A 21,881-nucleotide genomic window follows, 5' to 3' on the forward strand; every position below is an offset into this window, starting at 1 on the left:
CTCGGCCGTCCCGGCAGCCTGCGCGACGAGCTGGTTCACTCGGCGACCCCTGACTTCTCGTACGCCTCGATGGCGGTGCGCAGGACCGCGAAGGGGTCGAGCCCCGGCATCACGCTGATGATGAGATTGGTGACGCCCGCCTCGGCGTACGCGCGCATCTTCTCCGCGATCCGGTCGACCGGGCCGAGCAATCCCACCTCGTCGAGGAACTCCGCGGGCAGCGCCGCCTGTGCCTCGGCGTAGCGCTTGGCGAGGAAGTGATCCTGCACCTCGTCCGCTGCGGCTCCGTAGCCCATGCGCGTGGCGTTCTGGTGGTAGAAGTTCTTCTCCCGGCTGCCCATGCCGCCCACGTAGAGCGCGGTGAACATGCGGGTCGCGTCGGCGGCGGCGCGCCAGTCATCGCCGGGCACGAGCGGCAGCGTCGGCGCGACGTCGAAACCGGCGAGCTGCTTGCCTGCCTTGGCGCGCCCGGCCTCCACGTGGGCGAGCTGCTCGGGCAGCATCCCGGGCGAGGCGAACATGCCGAGCCAGCCGTCCGCGATCTCCCCGGACAGCTCGAGGTTGCGTGGCCCGATGGCCGCCAGGTAGATCGGGATGTCCTCGCGGGCGCCCTGCACGGTCAGGTGGATCGGCTTGCCCGGGCCGTCGGGAAGCGGCAGGGGGTAGTGCTTGCCCTGGTGGACGAGCTTCTCGCGGCGCAGCGCGGACCGCACGATCTCGACGTACTCGCGGGTGCGGGCGAGCGGCTGGGAGAACCGCACCCCGTGCCAGCCCTCGGACACCTGCGGGCCGGACACGCCGAGCCCGAGCCGGAAGCGGTGACCGGACATCGTGTCGAGCGTCGCCGCGGTCATCGCGGTCATTGCCGGGGTTCGCGCGGGGATCTGCATGACGGCGGAGCCGATGCCGATGCGCGAGGTATGGGCGGCGATCCAGGCCATCACCGTGGCGGCGTCCGAGCCATAGGCCTCCGCCACCCAGACCGAGGAGAATCCGAGCTCCTCCGCACGCTTCGCTACTTCGAGGTTGCCCCCATCGTTGCCGAGCCCCCAGTAGCCGGCATTCAGGCCGAGTTTCATGCCTAGAACGGTACCGCGCCAAGCGTGCCGGGGGCGTGCGGACGGTGGATCAGCAGCGGGCGTGGCTTGGCTCGCGCCGATCGAGGAGGGAGGTGATGCGGTGGAGCCAGGTCGAGAGCGGGCTCTCGACACGGAGATGGTCGAGCCGATGCTCGGTGTCGGTGACCGCGTCGCGCACGGCCGCGATGACGCTGCGCTCGTCGGCGACGTCGATGTCGACGATGGAGAGGTCTGCTGTGCCTGCGACGTCCGCGGTGTCGGGTACGGTTGTCGAGAGGCCGGGGCGGTACACCTCCACGTGCAGGAGATGGTTGCGGACCTGGAAGGTGAAGGTGCGCCCGTCGGGCGTCTGCCCGAAGCCGTGGGCGTAGGGATCGAGGGAAAGGTCGTCGATGACAAAGCCGGGAGCGGTGCTCGCTGTCATGCCATTACCTCCATGCTGGTGAGTAACCACGTTGTTCCTCTAGACACGCAGAGCGCAATGGTCGGTTTCGTCCGCGACCTTCGTGGGCGCGTCCCCTATCATTGCAATGCCCACGGTACCGCCAACGACACGCCCGTATCGCACTTTTTGCGAGGCCCGTCGACCCGGCCCGCGTCGTCCCGCGCACTGGAAGGCTTACCCGCATCGTGAACGTCCCCCGCGGCCTCCCGGCCCTGCTCGCGCTTGCCTGCGCTCTAGCCCTGTCGGGCTGCGGCGACCAGCAAGGATCCCCGAACGTGCCCACCGTGCCTCCGGCGACCCCCGCGGCCGCCCCCGCGCAGGACGCTGCGGAAGACCTCGACATCGTTCCGCTGGCCAGCGCGGTCCACGGCATCGAGTGGGACCCCGCCACCGGCGCGACGATCCTGCTCGCAGAGCAGGCAGTCCTGATCACCCGCGAGCTCGCCACCGCGCCCACCGATGCTCCCCCGCCCGGCCTCGAGCAGATCGATCTGCCCGCCAGCCCGACGGCCCTCGCCCTCGACGGCGCTGGCACGGCCTACGTCACCGCCGGGCCGGCCGTGCTCGCGATCGACCTCAACGATCCCCGTCCGCGCGAGATCGCCCGCCTCGAGGGAGGCGCTGATCTCGTCTCCATCACCCTCGTCGCCGACGATGTGCTCGCCGCCGGCACCAGCGACGGGGCCATCCACGTCCTTGACCCGGCTTCAGAGGGAATCTCGCTCGAAGAACCGCGGATCACCGGGCTCGTGGGAACGGACGTGCTCGTCAGCGTGGGCGGCAGCATCGCCGCGCTCGACCGTCGCCAGTCCAAGATCACCGAGGTCCTGCTCGCGCGGGACACCGTCGGATTCGCTCTGCGGGCGGGCAACGGGGCATCCACCATGGTCGCGGATCCGCGGGGGCGCGTCCTCGTCGCCAACACCCGCGACGGCGAGTTGCTCGTGTACTCGCTCGACCGGCTCATCCTGCGCCAGCGCTATCCCGTTCCTGATTCGCCCCACGGCATTGCCTACGATGCACAAGAGGATCTTGCCTGGGTCACCCAGACGGGTCGCAACGAGATCGCCGCGTACACGCTCGACACGGGGATTCCCGTAGAGGTCGCCCGGTATGCGACCGTACGGCAACCTGACTCTGTCACCATTGACAGCGACAACGGATTTGTCTACATCGCGTCCGCGACCGGCGACGGAATCCAGCGCATCCGGGCCTCGGACGCACGCTAGCCGCACGATCAGGGAGAAATGGTGTACCGCATACTGCTGAGGCTGATGTTCCTCCTGCCACCAGAGGTCATCCACCGGTTCGTGTTTGGCGCGATCAAGGCGGTAGGCATCATTGCGCCGCTGAGCTGGATCAGCAGTGCGCTGCTCGCCCGCCACGACCCCATCCTCCGCAGCACCGCCTTCGGGGTCGGGTTCCCGGCACCCCTCGGCCTCGCCGCCGGCTTCGACAAGAACGCCGCGGCCGTCAACTCGTGGGGACCGATCGGTTTCGGCTACGCCGGGATCGGCACGGTCACTGCTCACGCCCAGCCCGGCAACCCCGCGCCGCGCCTGTTCCGGCTCCCCGCCGACCACGCGCTCATCAACCGCATGGGTTTCAACAACCACGGCGCCGGCTTCGCCACCAACAACCTCCGCAAGCGGCGCACCAGCATTCCGATCGGTGCGAACATCGGCAAGACCAAGGTCGTCCCCACCGACGAGGCGATCAGCGACTACCTCGCCTCCGCGCGCCTGCTCGGCCCGCTGTCGGACTTCCTCGTCGTCAACGTCAGCTCCCCCAATACGCCCGGGTTGCGTGACCTCCAGGCCGTCGAGTCCCTGCGCCCGCTGCTCACCGCGATCCGCGCTGCCGTCACCGTCCCCGTCCTCGTCAAGATCGCCCCCGACCTCTCCGACGAGGACATCGACGCCGTCGCCGACCTGGCGCTCGAGCTCGAGCTCGACGGCATTGTCGCGACCAACACCACGATCTCCCGAGCGGGCCTCAACACTCCCGCTGCCGAGGTCGAGGCCATGGGCGCTGGCGGGCTCTCCGGCGCCCCCGTCGCCGACCGCTCGCTCGACGTGCTCCGGCGCCTGCACCGGCGGACGGGCGGGCGCATCACCCTCGTCTCCGCGGGTGGCATCGAGACCGTCGACCAGGCCTGGCAGCGCATCCAGGCGGGCGCCTCGCTGCTCCAGGGATACACCGGGTACATCTATGGCGGGCCGCTGTGGCCGCGCCGCATCAACGAGGGGATCGCCCGCAAGCTGCGCGCCCACGGATACGCATCGCTCGCCGAGGCGGTGGGCAGCGAGAACCGGCAAGGCGCCCGCTAGCTGGGGCTGGCCCCAGCCGCGGAGCAGGAACCCCAGCCGCGGAGCAGGAACCCTAGCCGCGGAGTGGAAACTTTCCCCGCTCGGGCCGGGAAAAGTCTCCACTCTCAAGCGACATCGCCCGGCACCGCCACGCCCGGGCTTCAAGCGCGGCCGGGGCGGCTACTCCTGGCTGTAGGTGCCGACGATCACCGCGCGGGCGATGGCCTGCGAGAAAAGGTTGAACCCGAGGAATGCCGGCGTCGCGGTCTCGGACAAATCGATGCTCTCGGTCGCTACCGCGTGCACCGCGATGTAGTAGTGGTGGATCCCATGCCCGGCAGGCGGGCCGGCGCCGATGTAGCCACGGAAGCCCGCGTCGTTGCCGAGCTGCACCGCGCCCTCGGGAAGGGCGTTGCTGTCCTGGGAGCCCGCGCCGGAGGGCAGCTCGGTGACGCTCGCCGGGATGTTGGCCACGGCCCAGTGCCAGAAGCCGGAGCCTGTGGGCGCGTCCGGATCAAGGACGGTGACCGCGAAGCTCTTGGTCTCCTCCGGGAATCCGCTCCACGCGAGCTGCGGGGAGATGTCCTCGCCCCCCGCGCCAAGCATGCCCGAGACCTGGGGCATCGCCAGGCGCTCGCCGTCGGTGACATCGGTGGATGTCAGGGTGAAGGTGGGCAGCACGGGCAATGATGCGTACGGATTGATGACCATATGCTTTCCTCTCGTTGTTGTTCCCGCCCGTACCAGGTCGGCAGGGCTGCGTGATGCCACGCGCTCCGATGGGCAACTGGGGCTAGCAGCGCCTCAGGAGCTCGCCGAGAACGCGGGTGCCAAAGCGGAGCGCATCGACGGGCACTCGTTCATCGACGCCGTGGAAGAGCGAGGCGAAGTCGAGCTCGGGCGGTAGCTGCAACGGCGCGAACCCGAAGCAGCGGATGCCGAGCTTCGCGAAAGCCTTCGCGTCCGTCCCGCCGGAGAGCATGTAGGGCACGGTGCGCGCGCCCGGGTCCTGCGACAGCAGGGCATCGTTCATGGCGTCGACGAGATCGCCGTCGAAGGTCGTCTCGTAGCTATCGAGCTTGGTCACCCACTCGCGGGTGACGTCGGGACCGAGCAGCGCATCGACCTCCTTCTCGAACGCTTCCTGGCGCCCGGGCAGCACCCGGCAGTCCACGACGGCCTCGGCGGTCTGCGGGATGACGTTGGCCTTGTAGCCAGCGCGGAGCATCGTGGGGTTGGCGGTATCGCGGAGGGTGGCGCCGATGATGCGGGAGATGCTGCCGAGCTTGGCGAGGGTGCCCTCGAGGTCGGGAGATTCCGGGGAGAGGTCGAGTCCGGTCTCCTCCCCCACGGCCGCGAGGAACTGCTCCACCGATTCGGTGAGCACGAGCGGGAACCGGTGCCGGCCGAGCCGCGACACTGCCTCGGCGAGATAGGTGACGGCATTGTCCTCATGCAGGAAGGAGCCGTGCCCGGCGCGGGCCTTGGCGGTCAGCTTCATCCAGGCGATGCCCTTCTCGGCCGTCTCCACGAGGTACAGGCGGCGGTCAGTGCCGTCCGGCCGGGGCACGGTGAGGGAGAAGCCGCCGACCTCGCCGATCGCCTCGGTGACCCCCTCGAACAAGTCGGGGCGGTTCTCCACCAGCCAGTGCGAGCCGTACTTTCCGCCGGCCTCCTCGTCGGCAAGGAACGCGAACACGAGATCGCGGGGTGGCACGGTGCCCTCGCGCTTGAACTGCCGGGCGAGGGCGATGGTCATGCCGACCATGTCCTTCATGTCGATCGCGCCGCGGCCCCACACGTAGCCGTCCTCCACCGCGCCCGAGAAGGGGTGCACGCTCCAATCGGCGGGCTCGGCGGGCACGACGTCGAGGTGGCCGTGGATCATCAGGGCCCCTCGCGCGGGGTCGGCACCCGGGAGGCGGGCGAACACGTTGCCGCGGCCCGGCCCCCCCGACTCGACGTAGGTGGTCTCGTACCCGGCCTCGTGGAGCTGCTCGGCCACCCACTCGGCGCAGGGTCGCTCGGGGTTGAGCGTCTCGGGATCCCCGGTGTTGGTGGTGTCGAAGCGGATGAGGCGGCTGACGATATCCACGACCTCCGCCTCGGCGGCGCTGCGGCGTTCCCCCGCGGTGCTGCTCGCGGGAACGGGCTCGGATCCTGGAGTGCTGTGCTTGTCGGCCGTCACACTCCTTTCCTACCACCGTGGGCGGGCGAAGTCAGGGATGCGTGGCTGGATTACCCCCAGCATGCGGCGTGAGCAGCGGATTTTGGACTCCGGCCGCCGATGGGCTAACCTATCTCGGCACGCGCAAAAAACCGCGCATGTCCGGGTGGCGGAAATGGCAGACGCGCTAGCTTGAGGTGCTAGTGCCCGTATAGGGCGTGGGGGTTCAAGTCCCCCCTCGGACACAGAGGCAACACCCTGCATCATCGCGATGCAGGGTGTCTCTCGTTGTCGCGGGGTCAGCACGGATGCCGGTCGATCCGCCGGCTCCTCCGTGGCAGGTCCGGGCGCGCTTGTGCTGAGCCGACCAATCCGTCAACGCCGCCGCTGGTCCTCCTGCTTCGAGATCTGCTTGTCGAGCTGGCTCCACAGCTCGTCGCGCACCTCCGCGATGGCTGTCTCGATCTGCTGCTCGGTGGAGGTGGCAACGAGCTTGGGCATGCCGGAGATCCAGCACTCGAGGACGACGCGCTGCGAGGGGGTGTCGCGCTCCTTGACCGAGATCTCCATCTCGACCTGCTCGGGCGACCAGCGGGAGAGCCGGGAGTCGAGGCGACCGAACAGGATCCCGGTAATCGCATCACCGTCATCGCTGGTGAACTGGGGGACGATCCGCACGCGGTCGGCGTAGTCGCTCATGGTGGCTCCATTCGTTGCTGGCAGTGGTGCCCCCTCGATGCTAGTCCTGGAATTCACGATGCCGCTGGTGGAGCGGTATCATCGACGCCGCGCACGGGCTGCTTCGCGGCATCCCGGGGCGCTTGTCCGAGACGGCGGCACGATCGCGCGGGGTGGCTCGATGGCCCGGCGCCTGGAGCACAGAATGGCTGGCACGCACCCCTCATGATCGATCCCGACGAGCTGGCGACGTGCCTGCGCGTACTGGAGCAAGCCGGTGAGCTTGACCCGGAGCATCCCGATTCCCTCACCGTGCAACGCGCGGTGGGTGGCTTGTTCAAGTCCTTGAAGCGGCGCCGGCGCGTGCAGGCCCGGGCCGAGAAGAACGCCCACGACCGGGCGATCATCGAATCGACCGCCACCGGCTCGCCCACGCGCATTGACGACGAGACCGAGGGGATCCCGCTGACCTCCACCGCCAAGGGCGCCTCGGCAGGCACGCTGCTGCAGCCGCAGGGCTGCTACATCTGCAAGACCGATTACACGCGGATCGATGCGTTCTATCACCAGCTGTGCCCGCGATGCGCGGCCTCGAGCCATGCCAAGCGTGACGCCCGCACGGACCTCACGGGCCGGCGAGCGCTCCTTACCGGTGGCCGCGCCAAGATCGGCATGTACATCGCGCTCCGGCTGCTCCGCGATGGCGCGCACACCACCATCACCACGCGCTTCCCCCAGGATGCCGCGCGCCGGTTCGCCGCGATGGACGACAGCGCGGACTGGATGCACCGGCTCCGCATCGTCGGCATCGACCTGCGTGATCCCGCGCAGGTGGTGTCGCTCGCGGACCTGATGCAGGCCGATGGCCGGCTCGACATCCTCATCAACAACGCCGCGCAGACGGTGCGCCGCTCCCCCGGCGCCTACAGCGCGCTCGCCGAGGCGGAGGCCGCCCCGCTGGCCTCGGGAATGCTCGCCGAGGTCGTCACCTTCGGCAAGCCCAGCCAGTTGCACCCTGCCGCGCTCACCGGCGATCTCGACGTGGCCGCGATGGACGCCTCCCGCCTTGATGCCGCGACGGTGACATCCCTGGCGCTGCGGGCCGGCTCCGCGACCGTGGAGCGCATCAGCCAGGGCGTCGCGATCGATGCGGGCGGGCTGCTGCCGGACCTCGCGCGGTCCAATAGCTGGGTGCAGCGCGTGCACGAGGTCGATCCCCTGGAGCTGCTCGAGGTCCAGCTATGCAACTCGGTCGCTCCGTTCATCCTGGTGTCCCGCCTGCGCGCCACGCTCGCCGCCTCCCCGGCGCGCCGCAAGTACGTCGTGAACGTCTCGGCGATGGAGGGCCAGTTCTCCCGCCGCTACAAGGGACCCGGGCATCCGCACACCAACATGGCGAAGGCCGCGCTGAACATGCTCACCCGCACCAGCGCGGAGGACATGAAGGACGAGGGCATCCTGATGACCGCGGTGGACACGGGCTGGATCACCGACGAGCGCCCGCACTACACAAAGGTGCGCCTCGCTGAGGAGGGCTTCCACGCCCCGCTGGACCTCGTGGACGGCGCGGCGCGCGTATACGACCCGATCGTGCAGGGCGAGAACGGCGTGGACCTGTACGGCTGCTTCCTTAAGGACTACAAGCCCTCCGCCTGGTGAGCCAGCACCCGGCCCGGGCCACGTGCTGGCCAGGCCGGTCCCGCCTAGCATGGAGGGAGAGGCAGGAGGCGGATCATGGTGTACCGGATCATCGGCGACGTCACCATGGTCACGCATTTCCTGTTCCTCGTCTACGCGATGCTCGGGGGGTTCCTCGCCTGGCGCTGGCCGCGCACCATCATCCTGCATGTGCTGTGCGTGGCGTGGGCAGTGGGGCTGACGGTCGTCAATATGCTCGGTGTGGCCTTGTACTGCCCCCTCACCTATGTCGAGGATTGGGCACGCCGCCGCACGGGCGAGGAGGGACTGCCCGATACCGGGTTCATCGATCACTACCTCACCGGCGTGATCTACCCGGAGCAGTATCTCGGCCTCGCCCGCGCGGCGCTGCTCGGATGCGTGATCGTCTCGTGGATCGGGTTCGTCGTGATCCGGCGGCGACGCCGCAGCCTTGTCCTGGTCCGGTAGCGGGTCATTCGAGCTCGAGGAGATCCTCGAGCCGTCGCCGCGGAACCGGTGGCAGCGCGGGACCGCTCGCGAGTCCCAGCCGGATCGCGGCCTGGGTCCGGGCGAGCGTGGGGCCCGAGCGCGACGCTGCATCGTGGACGAGCTCGCGGGGGCGCGGTTCCTCGGTCATGTGGGTGAGCGTGCACGTTGCCACGCCTCGTGCCGTGGCCTCGAGCAGCACCGCGGAGAGCGCCTGCCCCGCCATCAACCACGCCTCCGGCGAGGCCTCGGCGGTAGCGAGGACAAGGACGCGGGCCTCGTCGGTCGTGCTGGCCGCGGGGAGCGTGCCCCGCTCGGTCTGGAAGTCACGGCCCGCTGCCCCGCTCGTGCCCGGGCGAGGCAGGGCGGTCGCCGGGATCCCCTCGTCGCGGGTGCTCGCGCCGATCCACCAGTGCGTGTCGTGCTGGTAGTCGGCGTCATACCGGTGCTGGGCGGTCACCATGCCGGATGCCTCGGTGATCAGGTGGTGCATGCCTGGGTCGATCAAGGTGCTGGACACCCCGAGCTCATGGGCTTGGGCGGCGAGCGTTGCCGCGAGATCGTCGAGCGTTCTCGGCTCGAGCGGCCGGTAGGGGCGCCGGTCGGTGCGGCGCAGCGGGATAGCGGCCGCGATGCGGGCCGCGCGCGGATCGGCACGGTCAAGCGGCGCGGCGGTGACCTCGGCCAGGATCCGCGGATCCCCGCCCGGCATCGGGCGGACGTGGGTCTCCCAGCCCTCGGCGCGCAGCGCGGCGCGCACATGGTGGAGGGCGGCGCCGCAGCTGATCATCGCCTGCCGCCCTTCCGGGTCGGCGTGCCGCAGCGTGCGCAGGTCGTCGAGGCGCAGGCGCAGGAGGCGCCCATCCGTGGTCCACAGCCAGGGCTGCGAGTTGTGGACCGAGGGCGCGTGCCGGGATTGATCAACAGCCGAACGGAGAGTCGCGAGGCCAGGGGTGTGAATGGTGGTCATCGGTGTGCCTTCCGGCGAGGAGGGGTGGGTAGGCCTGCTGGTCAGCGGCATTGCAAGAGGTCCTGCACGGCCCGCCGGTTGGTTCGCGGCAGCGCCGGGTAGCGGCGCACCCCGATCCGGAGAACCGCCTGCGCATGGTTCCCGGCGCCCGAGCCCGGGCCGGGGCCACGGGCGCAGCGTTGCGCCTCGCTGGCGATTCCCGCGCGGTCAGGGAGGTCCACGACGGGGCAGGTGGCGAGGCCGTGGGAGGTGGCGACGAGCAGCGCCTCGGAAAGCGCCTCCCCGGCGCGCAGCCAGTCCCTCGGGGTGTCGTGATGCGTGGTGAGGACAGCGATGGCGGAGTAGTCGGGATCCATGCCCCAGTGCCCGAGCCGCTCGGTGCGCACGGGCAGGCGCGCGGAGGGCGCGACGAGGTACGCGCCGCGGTCGTCGAGGATCGTGATTCCCACGCCGTGGTTCTCGGCCGTCGCGCGCAGCGCGGCGAACACGGCGTGGTCGTGGGCGGGCGCTGCCAGGGGCCGCGTCTCGGTGCGCCGCTGCTCGATCGCCAGGAACATCGCCATGTCGCGAGGGCTGGTCATGTAGCGCGGAGCGAGCCGCACGGTGGCTACCAACGTGTCGCTGATGCCGCGGGGGAACCGTTGCACCGCGCCGTCCCAGCTCTGGCCGAGCAACGCCACCAGACCGTGATGGAGGGCAACTCCGCAGCTCAGGATCGTGAGCCTGCCGAGCGGGTCGCGGACTCCGGACATCCGCTCGGGATCGGCATACAGGTGCAGGCCCTTGGTGTCGAACCGCCACTGCCAGGGCTGCCGGTTCCACACCGAGGGCGCGTGACGAGCAATGCCGAGGGCATCCTGGACGACGCCGGGGGCAGGCATGGTCGTGGGCATATCGATGTGTGGCATCGTGGTCTCCCCGGATGTGGCGACGCGGCGCGCGCTGGTGGTCCTGTCACGTTCCAGGGTCGCTCGCGCGGGGCCCGCCTCGACACGGGAGAAGGTCACTGCAGCGCGCCCCGGTATTCCCCAATGCCAGGGACCTTCGGCCACCATTGGTCCCGCATGGCCTGCTGCCCGGCGCTTCCCTCCATCTCGTAGGATGCTGGTGGCCCTGCGGGAAGGAATGGACCATGCGCCAGCAGATGATGATCGACCTCGATACGGGGATCGACGATTCGCTCGCGCTGGTATACCTGCTGGCGTCGCCGGAGGCCCGGATCCGGGGCATCGCCTCCACCGGGGGCAATGTGACCGCGCGGCAGGTCGCGGCGAACAACCTGGCCTGGCTGGATGTCTGCGGCGCGCCGGACATCCCGGTCGCCCTGGGCGCGGAGGCCCCGATCCTCGATGAGCTGCGCACCAGCGAGGAGACGCATGGTCCGCAGGGCATCGGCTACGCGGAGCTGCCAGCGGCCCGGCGGGAGCTGTCCCCGCTCAGCGCCGCCGAGCTGTGGGTGAAGCTCGCGCGCGAGCACGAGGGCACGCTCGTCGGCCTCGTGACGGGCCCACTGACGAACCTGGCGCTCGCCCTCGATCTCGAGCCGCGCCTGCCGGAGATGCTCTCGCGGCTGGTGATCATGGGCGGTGCGTTCCATCATCCGGGCAACACCACCCCGAGCACCGAGTGGAACATCTCGGTGGATCCGGAAGCCGCAAAGCAGGTCTTCGATGCCTTTGGAGCGGCCGAGACCCATCCGCTGCCGATCGTGTGCCCGCTCGATCTGACCGAGCGCATCATCCTGCGCCCCGACGACGTCAGCGCGCTCGCCGAGGTCGCGGGCGTGCCGGGCGAGGTCATCGCCCCTGATGATCCGCTCGGCGAGCGCTCCACCTCACCGAACCCGCTCATCCGGCACCTCTCCGATGCGATCCGGTTCTACATGGAGTTCCATCGGGCCTACGACCAGGGCTTCATCGCGCACATGCATGATCCGTTCGCCGCAGCCATCGCCCTGAACCCGCACTGGGCCAAGACCCGCGCAGCCACGGTGGACGTGGAACTATCCGGGACCATCACGCGCGGCACGACCGTCGCCGACTGGGCAGGCATGTGGGGGCGGCATCCCAACGCCGACATCGCCTCCGATACTGATCCGGAGGCGTTCCTCGCGCACCTCGTGGAGCGCGTGGGCAGCTTCGCGGCATCGTTGACGGCCGATGGGCAGCGCTGAGCCCAGCGAGCCCGTGTCGCCGCGCGGCCCCGATCGCGTCGCGCGATGGGAGCAATCCCTCGCCCTGCCGGTGCTGGTCGCCGCGCTCGTCTCGGTGCCGGCGGTGTTCCTGACCCTCATCGACGGTCCGCTCGCCACGCTGGGGCACATCGTCAACTGGCTGTCCGCGCTGGTCATCGTGGGCGAGTCCCTGGTGCTGATGATGGTCAGCGGTGATGCCTGGCGATGGGCGCTCCGGCACAAGTGGACCTTGCTGCTCACCGCAGCGATGATCCCAGCGGTAGTGCTGGCCATCGGGCCGCTGCAGATCGTGCGCGCGATCGCCTGGCTCGGCGCGCTGCGCATCCTGCGCGTCACCCGCATCATCAAGGCGGGGCGGATCATGCAGCAGCGCACCGGAATGGGCCGGCGCTCGGGCACGATCGTGATCGGCGGGCTGACGGTGGTGGCGGTGATCTTCGTGGTGTTCGCCCTCGCCGACCCTGGCAGCGGCACCCGGCAAGCGGCGTCGTGGGTACTCGAGGTGCTCGGCCCGGTGCCCGCCATCATCGCGGGGGTGATCGTGTTCGCCACGACCCTGGTGACGTTGCGCTTCCGGCAGCAGCGCCGCTAGCCGCGCTGCCTGCGGGTGTCCGGTTCAGCCGCGGTGCTGCTATCATTCTGCACGCCGTCGGGGCAGCGGCGGCCTGCGCACCAGACCTCATTGTCGTCGAGCCGAGCAGGAGTGGACGTGGCCGCCCCGAACCAGATCGTTCCCCGTCATCGCGCGAGCGTCATCCTCGGCGCTGGGATCATCATCGCTACCTACTCGTACCTGGTGCTGCTGCGGCCCGAGGGCCTGCCCGATGGCACGGGCATGGCGAGCGTCATCGCGCTGGTCGGCAATATCGCGGGCGCGCTGCTCCTCCTCGCCGGGGTGATCCATCGCTTGCCGCTGACGACGATCGCGTTGATCCCGAGCGCGATCGCGCTGAACATCGTCATGGGCCAGATCACCTCGCAGCTTGGCATCAACCTCTACCTGGATTCGCTGGGCACCGTCCTCGTCGGGGCGCTCGCCGGACCGGCCGCCGGCATCGCCGCGGGGGTGCTCGGCAACGTCGTCTGGGGCGTGACGCTGGCCCCGGTCGCCACGGCATTCGCCTCGGTAGCGGCGCTGACTGGCGCGATCGCCGGGTACATGGCGCGAGCCGGAATGTTCCGCCGCATCTGGACCGCCCCCATCGCCGGGGCGCTGACAGGCGTGGTGACCGCGCTCGTGGCCGCGCCCATCGCTGCGTTCGCGTTCGGTGGCACCACCGGGGGCGGCGCGACGGCCGCGGTCGCCGCGCTGCGCGCGATGGGCTCGAGCCTGCTGCAGGCGACCACCGTGCAGGGACTGATGTTCGATCCGCTGGACAAGGCCATCATCTTCACCGTGGCGGCCCTGGTCCTCGCCGCCCTGCCCCAGCGCGTCCTCGCGCAGTTCGGGCCCACGCCGACAAGACCGGAGCGCTTCCCGGAACCTGCCCGTGAATGAGCCGGGCCCCGTCGATAAGCTGGGGAGCGTGGATAAGCTGGGCCCCGTCGATGAGCTGGCCTGGGCACGGCGGCGCCACCCCGTGCTGCTGCTTATCGGGTTCCTGTGCTCGATCGTGCTGGTGTTCGTCACGCCCATCTGGTGGTGGCTGCTGCCCGGCATGATCGTGCTGGTCGTGGTGCTCGCGCGCGACGGCAGGGCTGGCGCCTGGGTCGTGCTCGCCGCCCCCTTCGCGGTGCTCGCCTTCCTGCTCCAGGGCATGTTCTATCCGGAGGGCGTCACCGAGCTGGCGAGCCTTGGCCCTGCCCGGGTGCCCACCGAGGGACTCGAGTTCGCGGCGCTGCTGAGCCTGCGCATCGGCACCAGCGTCGCGCTGTTCCTCGTGCTCGGGTCCGCCGTGACGCCCGCGCGGATGATGCCCGCGCTGACCAGCATCGGCGTGAGCCCGCGGATCTCCTACATCGTCATGTCGAGCGTGACGCTCGTCCCTGCGCTGCGGGACCACGCCACGACAGTGCTCGATGCCCAGCGTGCCCGCGGCCTGCGCACGCGCGGCGGACCCGTGCATCGCCTCCGCATCGTCGCCGGAGTGGCGCTGCCGGTGGTGCTGCGCATCATTGCCGAGTCCGGCGAGAAGGCGCTCATGCTGGAGCAGCGGGGATTCGGTGCCGCGCGGCGCCCAACGAGCTACCGGTCGCTGGAGTTCCCCCAGTGGGAGCGGCTTGCCAGCGTGCTGCTGGTGTTCCTAACGATCATCCTGGTGATCGTGCTGGTGACGCGGTGGGCGCAATGATCCGTGCCACGGGCGTTGCCTACGAGCACCCGCACTCCGCCGGACCGGTGCTCCACGGTCTCGAGCTGAGCGTGGCTGCGGGAAGCTGCACCGGGATCATCGGTGCGAACAGCAGCGGAAAGACCACCCTGGCACGGCTGATCGCGGGGTGGCAGGGGCATGGACTGCTCTCCGGCACCATCAGCATCGCGGGGCAGGACATCCACGCGGTGCCGTTCCGGGTGCGGGCCGGGCTGGTCGGGTTCGTGGGCGACAATCCCATCACCCAGCTGACCGGCATCACCGATACGGTCGAGGATGAGATCGCGTTCGGCCTCGAGCAGCGCGGCCTCTCCCCCGCCTCGATGCGCGAGCGGGTCGCCGCGATCGCTACCGAGCTGCAGATCGAGCACCTGCTCCCCCGTCGTCCGCGCACCCTCTCCGGCGGGGAGCAGCAGTGCGTGGCGATCGCCGCGATCCTCGTGGCCCGGCCCGAGGTGCTCGTGCTCGACGAGCCCACGACGATGCTCGACCCCCACGGCCGCGAACGTGTCTCCCGGCTGCTGCACCAAGCGCGGAAGGCCGGCACGACCATCCTGCTGGTCGAGAATGATCCTGTCCTGCTCGCCGAGCATGCCAGTACCATCGCGGTGCTCGACGAGGGCCGCATCGCGATGACCGGGGACGCGCGCGAGATCCTCGGCTCCCCGGGGCTCGCATCGACGGGCGCGAGGCCGAGCCGGTACAGCATCGCGGCGGCGCTGGCGCGCCTCCCGGGCCGGCCGCTTCCGGTGACGCTGCAGGATGCCATCGCCGTGTTCGCGCCCTTCGGATTGCGCGACCGGCAGCCGGATCGGCCGCCGCGCATCGACGGCGAGCACGCCCATGACCGGGAACGCGGGCTGACGATCGAGCTGGAGGACGCCGTCGTCGATCATGGCGGGGCCGTGCCGGCGCTCGATCGGGTGTCGCTGGTGATCCCCGACGGCAACCGGCTCGCCATCGTGGGTCGAAACGGCGCCGGGAAGTCCACCCTAGCCGCGCTGCTGAACGGCAGGTTGCTGCCATCCTCGGGGACGGTACGCGTCGCTGGCTCCGATACTCGCGAGGCGCTCGCGCACCGGCTGGCGCAGCGCGTGGGCGTCGTCCTGCAGGATCCCGATGCCCAGTTGTTCGCGCACACGGTCCTCGATGAGGTGACGTTCGGGCCGCGCGCGTGCGGGTTCCATGATGCGAGCGAGCGGGTCGCCGAGGCGCTGGGGCTGGTGGGGCTGGCCGGGCAGGAGCGGGCGCATCCGCATGACCTCGGGCGCGCGGGGCGGCGGATGCTCGCGCTGGCGTGCGTACTGGCCTTGCGTCCGGCGGTGGTGGTGCTCGACGAGCCCACGGTGGGGCTCGACGCCGCGGACCTAGCGCGGCTGGAGCGGGTGCTGGGCGTGCTGCGGGAGCAGCGCCGCACCATCGTGATCATCACCCACGATGTGGACTTCGCGGTCGAGCAGTGCGATCGGCTGGTGCTGCTCCACCAGGGCCGGATCATCGCGGACCGGCCCGCGGCAGCGATGGTGGGCAGCGGCCTGCTCGCTGAGATCTACGGGAGGGAGCCGCAGCTCGCGGCCCTCGCGGGGCGGCTGGGCTGGCCATGGGCCCCGCGCACCTGCGAGGAACTCGTGGAAGCGCTCGCGCCAGCGACGGTAGATCCGGGCGATTGATCGCTTCCGGGTCCGCGCGGGCATGCCCGGTCATGCCTGGTCATCGGCGATAGCGCTGTCATCTGCTTCGATGTCATCCTGCGCTGTACGGACTTCGTATGGCTATTCCGTACGGGATTGAGCGCAGGCCATTCCTGGATCATGATAAGGGGCACATACCGCATAGCGCCCATCCCGGAAAGGCCACGTGATGATGAGCCTCACCACGCTTCCCCCGACCCCGTCCCGCGGCAGCGATGATGAGGACAGGGGCTCGCGGCCGCGGCCCGGCTTGTCCCAGCGCGAGGAGGAAGTCCTCGTTGCCTGGATCAAGGCCGACACCAAGGAAGAAGTATCCCGGGAGCTCAAGGTCGCGATCGGCACGATCAACACCTACCTCGCGCGGATCCGGGCCAAGTACGCCGCCGTCGGTCGTCCAGCGAGCACCAAGGCAGCGCTCGTCGCCCGCGTGCTGCAGGACGGCATCATCGACCTCGACGACTTGTGAGCCGCCCTGCGCGAGGCTGCGAGGGGTGCGAGACTCTCCCCCATGGCAGGGGCAGCGCTGTCACCGATGAGAGCGGGCTCCGCGATGGCCTGTCCCGCTACTGGCGATGGGTGCTACGAAGCAACAAGCGCGCGACTGGCGCTCCATTGAGCTTCCTCGCGTTCTCGGTCGACGCTCGCCCCGACCGCATCCTCGGGCTGATCGAGGAGCACCAGTCGCGATTCGGCGCGGGTCGCTAGCTCGTTGTTCCGGGCGGTGTCGTCGGGCTCAGGCCGTGCCGTCGAAGGCGTCAAGGATGCGTTGCGCCCCGAGCGCCGCGGTCAGCTCGCCGCCACGCACGGCCGCTTCGACCTCGCTGCGGATGCTCTTCACGTCCGGGTTCTCGGCGAGCCGCTGCAGGATCTGATCGTGCACCATCGTCCAGGTCCAGTCGACCTGCTGCTGGCTGCGCCGCTCGTCGAACACTCCGGCCTCGGTGAGGGTGCGGCGGTGGCGCTGCACGGTCTCCCAGAACGTGTCGATGCCCGAGTCCTCGAGAGCGCTCATCGTCAGCACGGGAGGCTGCCAGAGCGACCCGCGCGGGTGGATCAGCCGCATCGCCCCGGCGAGCTCGCGCGCGGCCTTCTTGGCGTCGCGCTCGTGCGGACCGTCGGCCTTGTTGACCGCGACCACGTCGGCGAGCTCGAGGACGCCCTTCTTGATGCCCTGGAGCTGATCCCCGGTCCGCGCGAGGGTGAGGAAGGTGAAGCAATCGACCATGTTGGCGACAGTCACCTCGGATTGCCCGACCCCGACGGTCTCGACGAGGATGACGTCATATCCGGCGGCCTCGACGAGCACCATGGTCTCGCGGGTGGCCTTGGCGACGCCGCCGAGCGTTCCCGCGGTCGGGGACGGACGGATGTAGGCATCCGGCTCCACGGAGAGGCGAGCCATGCGGGTCTTGTCACCGAGGATGGAGCCACCGGTGCGGGTGGAGGACGGATCCACCGCGAGGACGGCGACGCGGTGCCCCTTGCTGATCAGCTGCATGCCCAGGGCATCGATGAAGGTGGACTTGCCCACGCCCGGCACGCCGGTGATGCCGACACGGTAGGCGTTGCCGGAGCCGGGCAGCAGCTTCAGCAGCAGTTGCTGCGCGAGGTCGCGGTGATCGCGGCGGGTGGATTCCACGAGGGTGATGGCGCGGGCGAGGTCGGCGCGCCGACCATCGCGGATGGCGTCGGCGAGTGCGTCGGCATCCATGCTCAGGCGGGCTCGCTCGTCTCGTGTCCGAGCTGGCGAGCAAGCTTGTCCAGCAGGTCCACCGCGGCATCGGCGATGACGGTGCCGGGCGGGAAGATCGCGGCGGCACCGGCCTGGTGGAGCTCGTCGAAATCGCCGGGCGGGATGACTCCGCCCACCACGATCATGATGTCGGGCCGCCCGACCGACGCGAGGGCATCGCGCAGCGCGGGCACCAGCGTGAGGTGCCCAGCCGCGAGCGAGGAGACGCCCACGACATGCACGTCGTTGTCGGCGGCCTGCTGGGCCACCTCCTCGGGAGTCTGGAACAGCGGGCCCACATCGACATCGAAGCCGAGATCGGCGAACGCGGTGGCGATGACCTTCTGGCCGCGATCATGGCCGTCCTGGCCCATCTTCGCAACGAGCACGCGGGGACGGCGCCCCTCCTCGTCGGCGAAGCGCTGCACGACCTCCATCGCCCGGGACACGTTGCTCACATTGCCTGCCTCGTCCTTGTACACGCCGCTGAGGGTGCGGATCTCGGCCTGGTGGCGGCCGAACACCTTCTCGAGGGCATCGGAGATCTCGCCGACGGTGGCTTTCGCGCGGGCCGCATCGATGGCGAGCGCGAGCAGGTTCAGCTCGAGGCCCTCGCCCTCGCTGGGGTGACCGGCAGCGAAGGTGAGCTTCTCGAGGGCGGCCTGGACCGCGGCGGGGTCGCGGTCGGCGCGGAGCTGCTCGAGCTTGTCGAGCTGCTCGCGGCGCACCCGAGAGTTCTCCACCTTCAGGACCTCAACGGCATGGTCCTCCGGCACCTGGTACTTGTTGACCCCGATCACCGGCTGGCGGCCGGAGTCGATGCGCGCCTGGGTGCGCGCCGCGGCCTCCTCGATGCGCAGCTTGGGAATGCCCTCGCTGATGGCCTGCGCCATGCCGCCATGCTCGGCGACCTCGGCGATGTGGGCCCGCGCCTTCTTGGCTAGCTCGTGGGTCAGCCACTCGACATAGTAGGAGCCGCCCCAGGGGTCGATCGGCCGGGTCGTGCCGGATTCCTGCTGCAGCAGCAACTGCGTGTTGCGGGCGATGCGGGCGGAGAAATCCGTCGGCAGGGCCAGCGCCTCATCAAGGGCGTTGGTGTGCAGCGACTGGGTGTGCCCCTGGGTGGCGGCCATCGCCTCGATGCAGGTGCGGGCCACGTTGTTGTAGACGTCCTGCGCGGTCAGCGACCAGCCGGAGGTCTGCGAATGGGTGCGCAGCGAGAGCGACTTGGGGTTCTGCGCGTCGAAGCCCGCGACGAGCTCGCTCCACAGCAGCCGCCCGGCCCGCAGCTTGGCCACCTCCATGAAGAAGTTCATCCCGATGCCCCAGAAGAAGGACAAGCGCGGCGCGAACGCGTCCACATCAAGCCCGGCGGCCATGCCTGCCTTGATGTACTCGACACCGTCAGCGAGCGTGTAGGCCAGCTCGAGGTCAGCGGTGGCACCGGCCTCCTGGATGTGATACCCGGAGATGGAGATCGAGTTGAACCGCGGCATCCGCTGGCTGGTGTAGGCGAAGATATCGGAGATGATCCGCAGCGACGGCTGCGGCGGATAGATGTAGGTATTGCGGACCATGAACTCCTTGAGGATGTCGTTCTGGATGGTCCCGGCAAGCTTCTCCGGCGGCACGCCCTGCTCCTCGGCGGCCACCACATACAGCGCGAGGATCGGCAGCACCGCGCCATTCATGGTCATCGACACCGACACGCTGCCGAGATCGATGCCATCGAACAGCTGGCGCATATCGAGGATCGAGTCGATCGCCACCCCGGCCATGCCGACGTCGCCCTGCACGCGCGGATGGTCCGAGTCATAGCCACGGTGAGTGGCGAGGTCGAACGCCACCGACAGGCCCTTCTGCCCGGCGGCGAGGTTGCGGCGGTAGAACGCGTTGGACTCCGCCGCGGTGGAGAATCCCGCGTACTGGCGGACCGTCCACGGCTGGTTCACATACATCGTCGGGTAGGGGCCGCGGATGTAGGGGGCGGACCCGGGCACGCTGTCGAGCGGGTAGCCATCAGCGACAGCGCCCTCACGATCCTCCCGGGTGAACAGCGGCGGCACCGCGATGCCCTCGGGGGTGTGCCAGACGACATCCTCGGCCGAGTAGTTGTTCGCCCGCGCCGCCGCGGCCTCGTGCTCGCGCGCCTGCTCGGCGGTGGGTGGCGTGCTGGTCGATCCGGGATCGCTCAGCGGGATGTCCTGGAACGAGGGGAAGCCCTCGGCCGTGCCTGGCGTGGTTGGTGTGCTGGTCACTGGACCCCCAGTTGGTCGAGCAGTTCTGCGAGCGCGCGGGCCGCGTCCATGCGGGCGGAGACGAACCCATCGGGCCGGGCATCATCGGTCAGTGCATCCTCGGGAAGGGCGCGTGCGGATCCGGCCACGAGGACCGTGCCGATGCCACTGCCGCGGAGGGCCGAGATCGCCTCCGTGGCCTCGGTGCCGTAGCGGGCATCGGTGCCGCACACCACCGCGACGGTGGTGCCCGCTTCCTTCGCGGCGCTTCCGAGCTCGTCAAGGCTGGTGGGCCCGGGGTTGATGCCCTCGATGCCGCCTGCGGCAAGGAAGTTCATCACGAAGGTGGTGCGCACATTGTGCTCGGCGAGCGGCCCGAGCGGCGCGAGGAGAACGCGGGGCCGCTCTCCGGTACGGGCGAGGTGCGCGTCGGAGCGGTCGCGCAAGGTCTCGAAGGGCTCGGCGTAGCGGTGCACCTGGTCACCGATGAGGGGTGTTCCCGCGCTCTCCTGGGCCGGCTTCTCGCCGAGGTCGGGGAACTCGTTGACCCCGGTGATGCTCCAGCGCCGCTCCGCGACCGCCTGGTCGCGCGCGCCGCGGGTGGTGGCGATCTGCTCGCCCAGCCAGCCATCAACGATCGCGGCGTCGAGCCCGCCGCGTCGTTCGATCTCCTGGAGGAACTCCCACGCGGCCGCGGCGATCGTGGCGGTGAGGCTCTCGACGAACCACGAGCCGGCGGCAGGATCAAGCACTCGGCCCAGGTTGGATTCCTCGAGCAGCAGCAGCTGCGTGTTGCGGGCGATGCGCTGGGCGAACGCTTCCGAGATGCCCATCGATCCGGGCGGCAGAGCGGCATCGAACGGCAGGACGGTGACGAAGTCGGCACCGCCCACGCCCGCGCCGAACGCGGCCACGGTGCCCCGGAGCATGTTCACCCAGGGGTCCCGCTGCGTCAGCATCGCCGCGGACGTCACCGCGTGCTGGGGGGCGCTGCCTGCCTCGGGCGCGCCGAGGACCTCCGCGATGCGGGCCCAGGCCTGCCGGGCCGCGCGCAGCTTCGCGATGGACTGGAACTGGTCATCGGTGACCGAGAAGCGGAACTCGACCTGCGACAGCGCATCGGCGGCGGGCATTCCCGCGGCCATCATGGCTTGCACGTACGCGATGCCGGCCGCGCACGCGGCCCCGACCTCCTGCGTGTCCGATGCCCCGGCGTCGTGGAAGACTGTGGCATCGACGAGGAACGCGCGGATCTGCTCGCTCCGCGCCAGTGCTGCCTGCGCCAGGGAGACCGCCGCGGCCATATCGATCGACTCGCGGGCAGATCCAGCGCCCCGCGCGAATGCCGTGGTCAGTGGCGCGGCGCCGAGGCTGATGCGTGCCGTGGCGCGATCGAACCGCTCATCGCGGCCCCGCTCATCGAGCAGCGACAGCACCGCGTTGGCCGCGGTGGCCACCTCCGACCCCGCGTCGAGCATCACCGGGGCCAGGTCGAGGTAGACGCCGTCGAGCACCCGAGCGAGGGAATCGACGGTGATCGCGCCCCGGCCGATGACCAGCCACAGCGCGGAAGCGCCGTTTTCCAGCGCGCCCACCACGTCGTCGTGCACGGAGTCGCCGGTGCCGTCGAACCGGCAGGTGACGTGCCAGCCGCGGATCGTATCGCGATGCGGATCGGCGCCCCGGACAAACGGGTGACTGCCGGGCAGCGGAGGCTCGGGGAGCTCATCGGCGCTGGTGTAGAGCGGCCGGATCCCCAAGCCGTCGAGCGTCTCGGTGACCAGGTGATCATCCGGTGTGGCGCCAAACTCCGCGGCGTCCTTGCGCTGTGCCTTGGCGAGCACTGCCGCGACCCCGCGCCGCCAGGACGCGAGATCCGGGCCCGCCTTCGCTGCATCGTCGACCGTCATTGTTGAGAGTCT

The 21,881-nt window shown here is 70.0% G+C and carries 21 protein-coding genes and 1 tRNA gene; 12 read left to right on the forward strand and 10 right to left on the reverse strand.

The features are described from left to right. Nucleotides 1-35 precede the first annotated feature (35 nt). On the reverse strand, nt 36-1,079 hold the full coding sequence (locus HT102_RS01645; protein WP_192037663.1) for an LLM class F420-dependent oxidoreductase: 1,044 nt from the start codon (nt 1,077-1,079) through the stop codon (nt 36-38). 49 nt (nt 1,080-1,128) lie between these two features. Next, nucleotides 1,129-1,503 (reverse strand): hypothetical protein, encoded by a 375-nt coding sequence (locus tag HT102_RS01650; RefSeq protein ID WP_192037664.1) that lies wholly within the window; start codon nt 1,501-1,503, stop codon nt 1,129-1,131. Between the two features lie 206 nt (nt 1,504-1,709). Between HT102_RS01650 and HT102_RS01655 the strand changes: the two genes are divergently transcribed. Continuing rightward, complete coding sequence (locus tag HT102_RS01655; RefSeq protein WP_192037665.1) at nt 1,710-2,753, forward strand: YncE family protein; 1,044 nt, start codon at nt 1,710-1,712, stop codon at nt 2,751-2,753. A gap of 21 nt (nt 2,754-2,774) precedes the next feature. Then, on the forward strand, nt 2,775-3,854 hold the full coding sequence (locus tag HT102_RS01660) for a quinone-dependent dihydroorotate dehydrogenase (RefSeq protein ID WP_192038003.1): 1,080 nt from the start codon (nt 2,775-2,777) through the stop codon (nt 3,852-3,854). Nucleotides 3,855-4,013: 159 nt separating this feature from the next. On the opposite strand, the gene HT102_RS01665 is transcribed toward HT102_RS01660, so the two are convergent. Both HT102_RS01665 and HT102_RS01670 read right to left on the reverse strand, forming a co-directional pair. Beyond that, nucleotides 4,014-4,544 carry a YbhB/YbcL family Raf kinase inhibitor-like protein gene (locus HT102_RS01665; RefSeq protein WP_192037666.1) on the reverse strand — a complete coding sequence of 177 codons (531 nt, stop codon included), beginning with the start codon at nt 4,542-4,544 and terminating at the stop codon, nt 4,014-4,016. An 82-nt stretch (nt 4,545-4,626) separates the two neighbouring features. Continuing rightward, nucleotides 4,627-6,021: a M20/M25/M40 family metallo-hydrolase gene (locus HT102_RS01670; protein ID WP_192037667.1), complete on the reverse strand. Its 1,395-nt coding sequence runs from the start codon at nt 6,019-6,021 to the stop codon at nt 4,627-4,629. Nucleotides 6,022-6,160: 139 nt separating this feature from the next. Here HT102_RS01670 and HT102_RS01675 point away from each other — a divergent pair. Next, nucleotides 6,161-6,245 (forward strand) — tRNA-Leu (locus HT102_RS01675). A 130-nt stretch (nt 6,246-6,375) separates the two neighbouring features. Here the strand turns inward: HT102_RS01675 and HT102_RS01680 are convergent. After that, the gene (locus HT102_RS01680; protein WP_192037668.1) at nt 6,376-6,699 is read right to left on the reverse strand and encodes an HPF/RaiA family ribosome-associated protein; all 324 of its coding nucleotides are present in this window, start codon (nt 6,697-6,699) and stop codon (nt 6,376-6,378) included. A 204-nt stretch (nt 6,700-6,903) separates the two neighbouring features. On the opposite strand from HT102_RS01680, the gene HT102_RS01685 reads away from it, so the two are divergent. Both HT102_RS01685 and HT102_RS01690 read left to right on the forward strand, forming a co-directional pair. Further along, the gene (locus HT102_RS01685) at nt 6,904-8,337 is read left to right on the forward strand and encodes an SDR family NAD(P)-dependent oxidoreductase (RefSeq protein WP_192037669.1); all 1,434 of its coding nucleotides are present in this window, start codon (nt 6,904-6,906) and stop codon (nt 8,335-8,337) included. Nucleotides 8,338-8,412: 75 nt separating this feature from the next. Next, a complete protein-coding gene (locus HT102_RS01690) occupies nt 8,413-8,805 on the forward strand; it encodes a DUF2784 domain-containing protein (protein WP_192037670.1) in 393 nt (130 codons plus the stop codon). A gap of 4 nt (nt 8,806-8,809) precedes the next feature. On the opposite strand, the gene HT102_RS01695 is transcribed toward HT102_RS01690, so the two are convergent. Continuing rightward, nucleotides 8,810-9,793 carry an Acg family FMN-binding oxidoreductase gene (locus HT102_RS01695; protein WP_192037671.1) on the reverse strand — a complete coding sequence of 328 codons (984 nt, stop codon included), beginning with the start codon at nt 9,791-9,793 and terminating at the stop codon, nt 8,810-8,812. A gap of 41 nt (nt 9,794-9,834) precedes the next feature. After that, nucleotides 9,835-10,701, reverse strand: coding sequence for a nitroreductase family protein (locus HT102_RS01700; RefSeq protein ID WP_192037672.1), 867 nt, complete (start codon nt 10,699-10,701; stop codon nt 9,835-9,837). A gap of 224 nt (nt 10,702-10,925) precedes the next feature. Between HT102_RS01700 and HT102_RS01705 the strand changes: the two genes are divergently transcribed. The 7 genes from HT102_RS01705 (at nt 10,926) to HT102_RS16100 (ending at nt 16,695) form a co-directional block, all read left to right on the forward strand. Continuing rightward, complete coding sequence (locus HT102_RS01705; RefSeq protein WP_192037673.1) at nt 10,926-11,966, forward strand: nucleoside hydrolase; 1,041 nt, start codon at nt 10,926-10,928, stop codon at nt 11,964-11,966. Further along, nucleotides 11,953-12,579 (forward strand): hypothetical protein, encoded by a 627-nt coding sequence (locus HT102_RS01710; protein ID WP_192037674.1) that lies wholly within the window; start codon nt 11,953-11,955, stop codon nt 12,577-12,579. Before HT102_RS01705 ends, HT102_RS01710 begins: the two co-directional genes overlap by 14 nt. 117 nt (nt 12,580-12,696) lie before the next feature. Further along, nucleotides 12,697-13,485, forward strand: a complete 789-nt coding sequence (locus HT102_RS01715; RefSeq protein ID WP_225443052.1) for a histidine kinase — start codon at nt 12,697-12,699, stop codon at nt 13,483-13,485. A gap of 28 nt (nt 13,486-13,513) precedes the next feature. Continuing rightward, nucleotides 13,514-14,278: an energy-coupling factor transporter transmembrane component T gene (locus tag HT102_RS01720; RefSeq protein WP_192037676.1), complete on the forward strand. Its 765-nt coding sequence runs from the start codon at nt 13,514-13,516 to the stop codon at nt 14,276-14,278. Continuing rightward, a complete protein-coding gene (locus HT102_RS01725) occupies nt 14,275-15,969 on the forward strand; it encodes an ABC transporter ATP-binding protein (protein ID WP_192037677.1) in 1,695 nt (564 codons plus the stop codon). Before HT102_RS01720 ends, HT102_RS01725 begins: the two co-directional genes overlap by 4 nt. Before the next feature lie 190 nt (nt 15,970-16,159). Further along, entirely contained in the window at nt 16,160-16,456 is a 297-nt protein-coding gene (locus HT102_RS01730; RefSeq protein WP_225443053.1) for a helix-turn-helix transcriptional regulator, read from the forward strand. Between the two features lie 110 nt (nt 16,457-16,566). Beyond that, nucleotides 16,567-16,695 carry a hypothetical protein gene (locus HT102_RS16100; protein ID WP_269902735.1) on the forward strand — a complete coding sequence of 43 codons (129 nt, stop codon included), beginning with the start codon at nt 16,567-16,569 and terminating at the stop codon, nt 16,693-16,695. A gap of 28 nt (nt 16,696-16,723) precedes the next feature. Here HT102_RS16100 and meaB read toward each other — a convergent pair whose 3' ends face one another. From meaB to HT102_RS01745, 3 genes are read right to left on the reverse strand one after another with little or no spacing between them, the layout of a single operon-like run. Then, nucleotides 16,724-17,701: a methylmalonyl Co-A mutase-associated GTPase MeaB gene (gene meaB, locus HT102_RS01735; RefSeq protein ID WP_192037678.1), complete on the reverse strand. Its 978-nt coding sequence runs from the start codon at nt 17,699-17,701 to the stop codon at nt 16,724-16,726. Nucleotides 17,702-17,703: 2 nt separating this feature from the next. Further along, complete coding sequence (gene scpA / locus HT102_RS01740; RefSeq protein ID WP_192037679.1) at nt 17,704-19,980, reverse strand: methylmalonyl-CoA mutase; 2,277 nt, start codon at nt 19,978-19,980, stop codon at nt 17,704-17,706. Continuing rightward, nucleotides 19,977-21,869: a methylmalonyl-CoA mutase family protein gene (locus HT102_RS01745; protein WP_192037680.1), complete on the reverse strand. Its 1,893-nt coding sequence runs from the start codon at nt 21,867-21,869 to the stop codon at nt 19,977-19,979. Before HT102_RS01745 ends, scpA begins: the two co-directional genes overlap by 4 nt. Nucleotides 21,870-21,881 lie beyond the last annotated feature (12 nt).

The sequence above is a fragment of the Lolliginicoccus lacisalsi genome (genome assembly GCF_014841105.1).
GTDB lineage: Bacteria > Actinomycetota > Actinomycetes > Mycobacteriales > Mycobacteriaceae > Lolliginicoccus > Lolliginicoccus lacisalsi.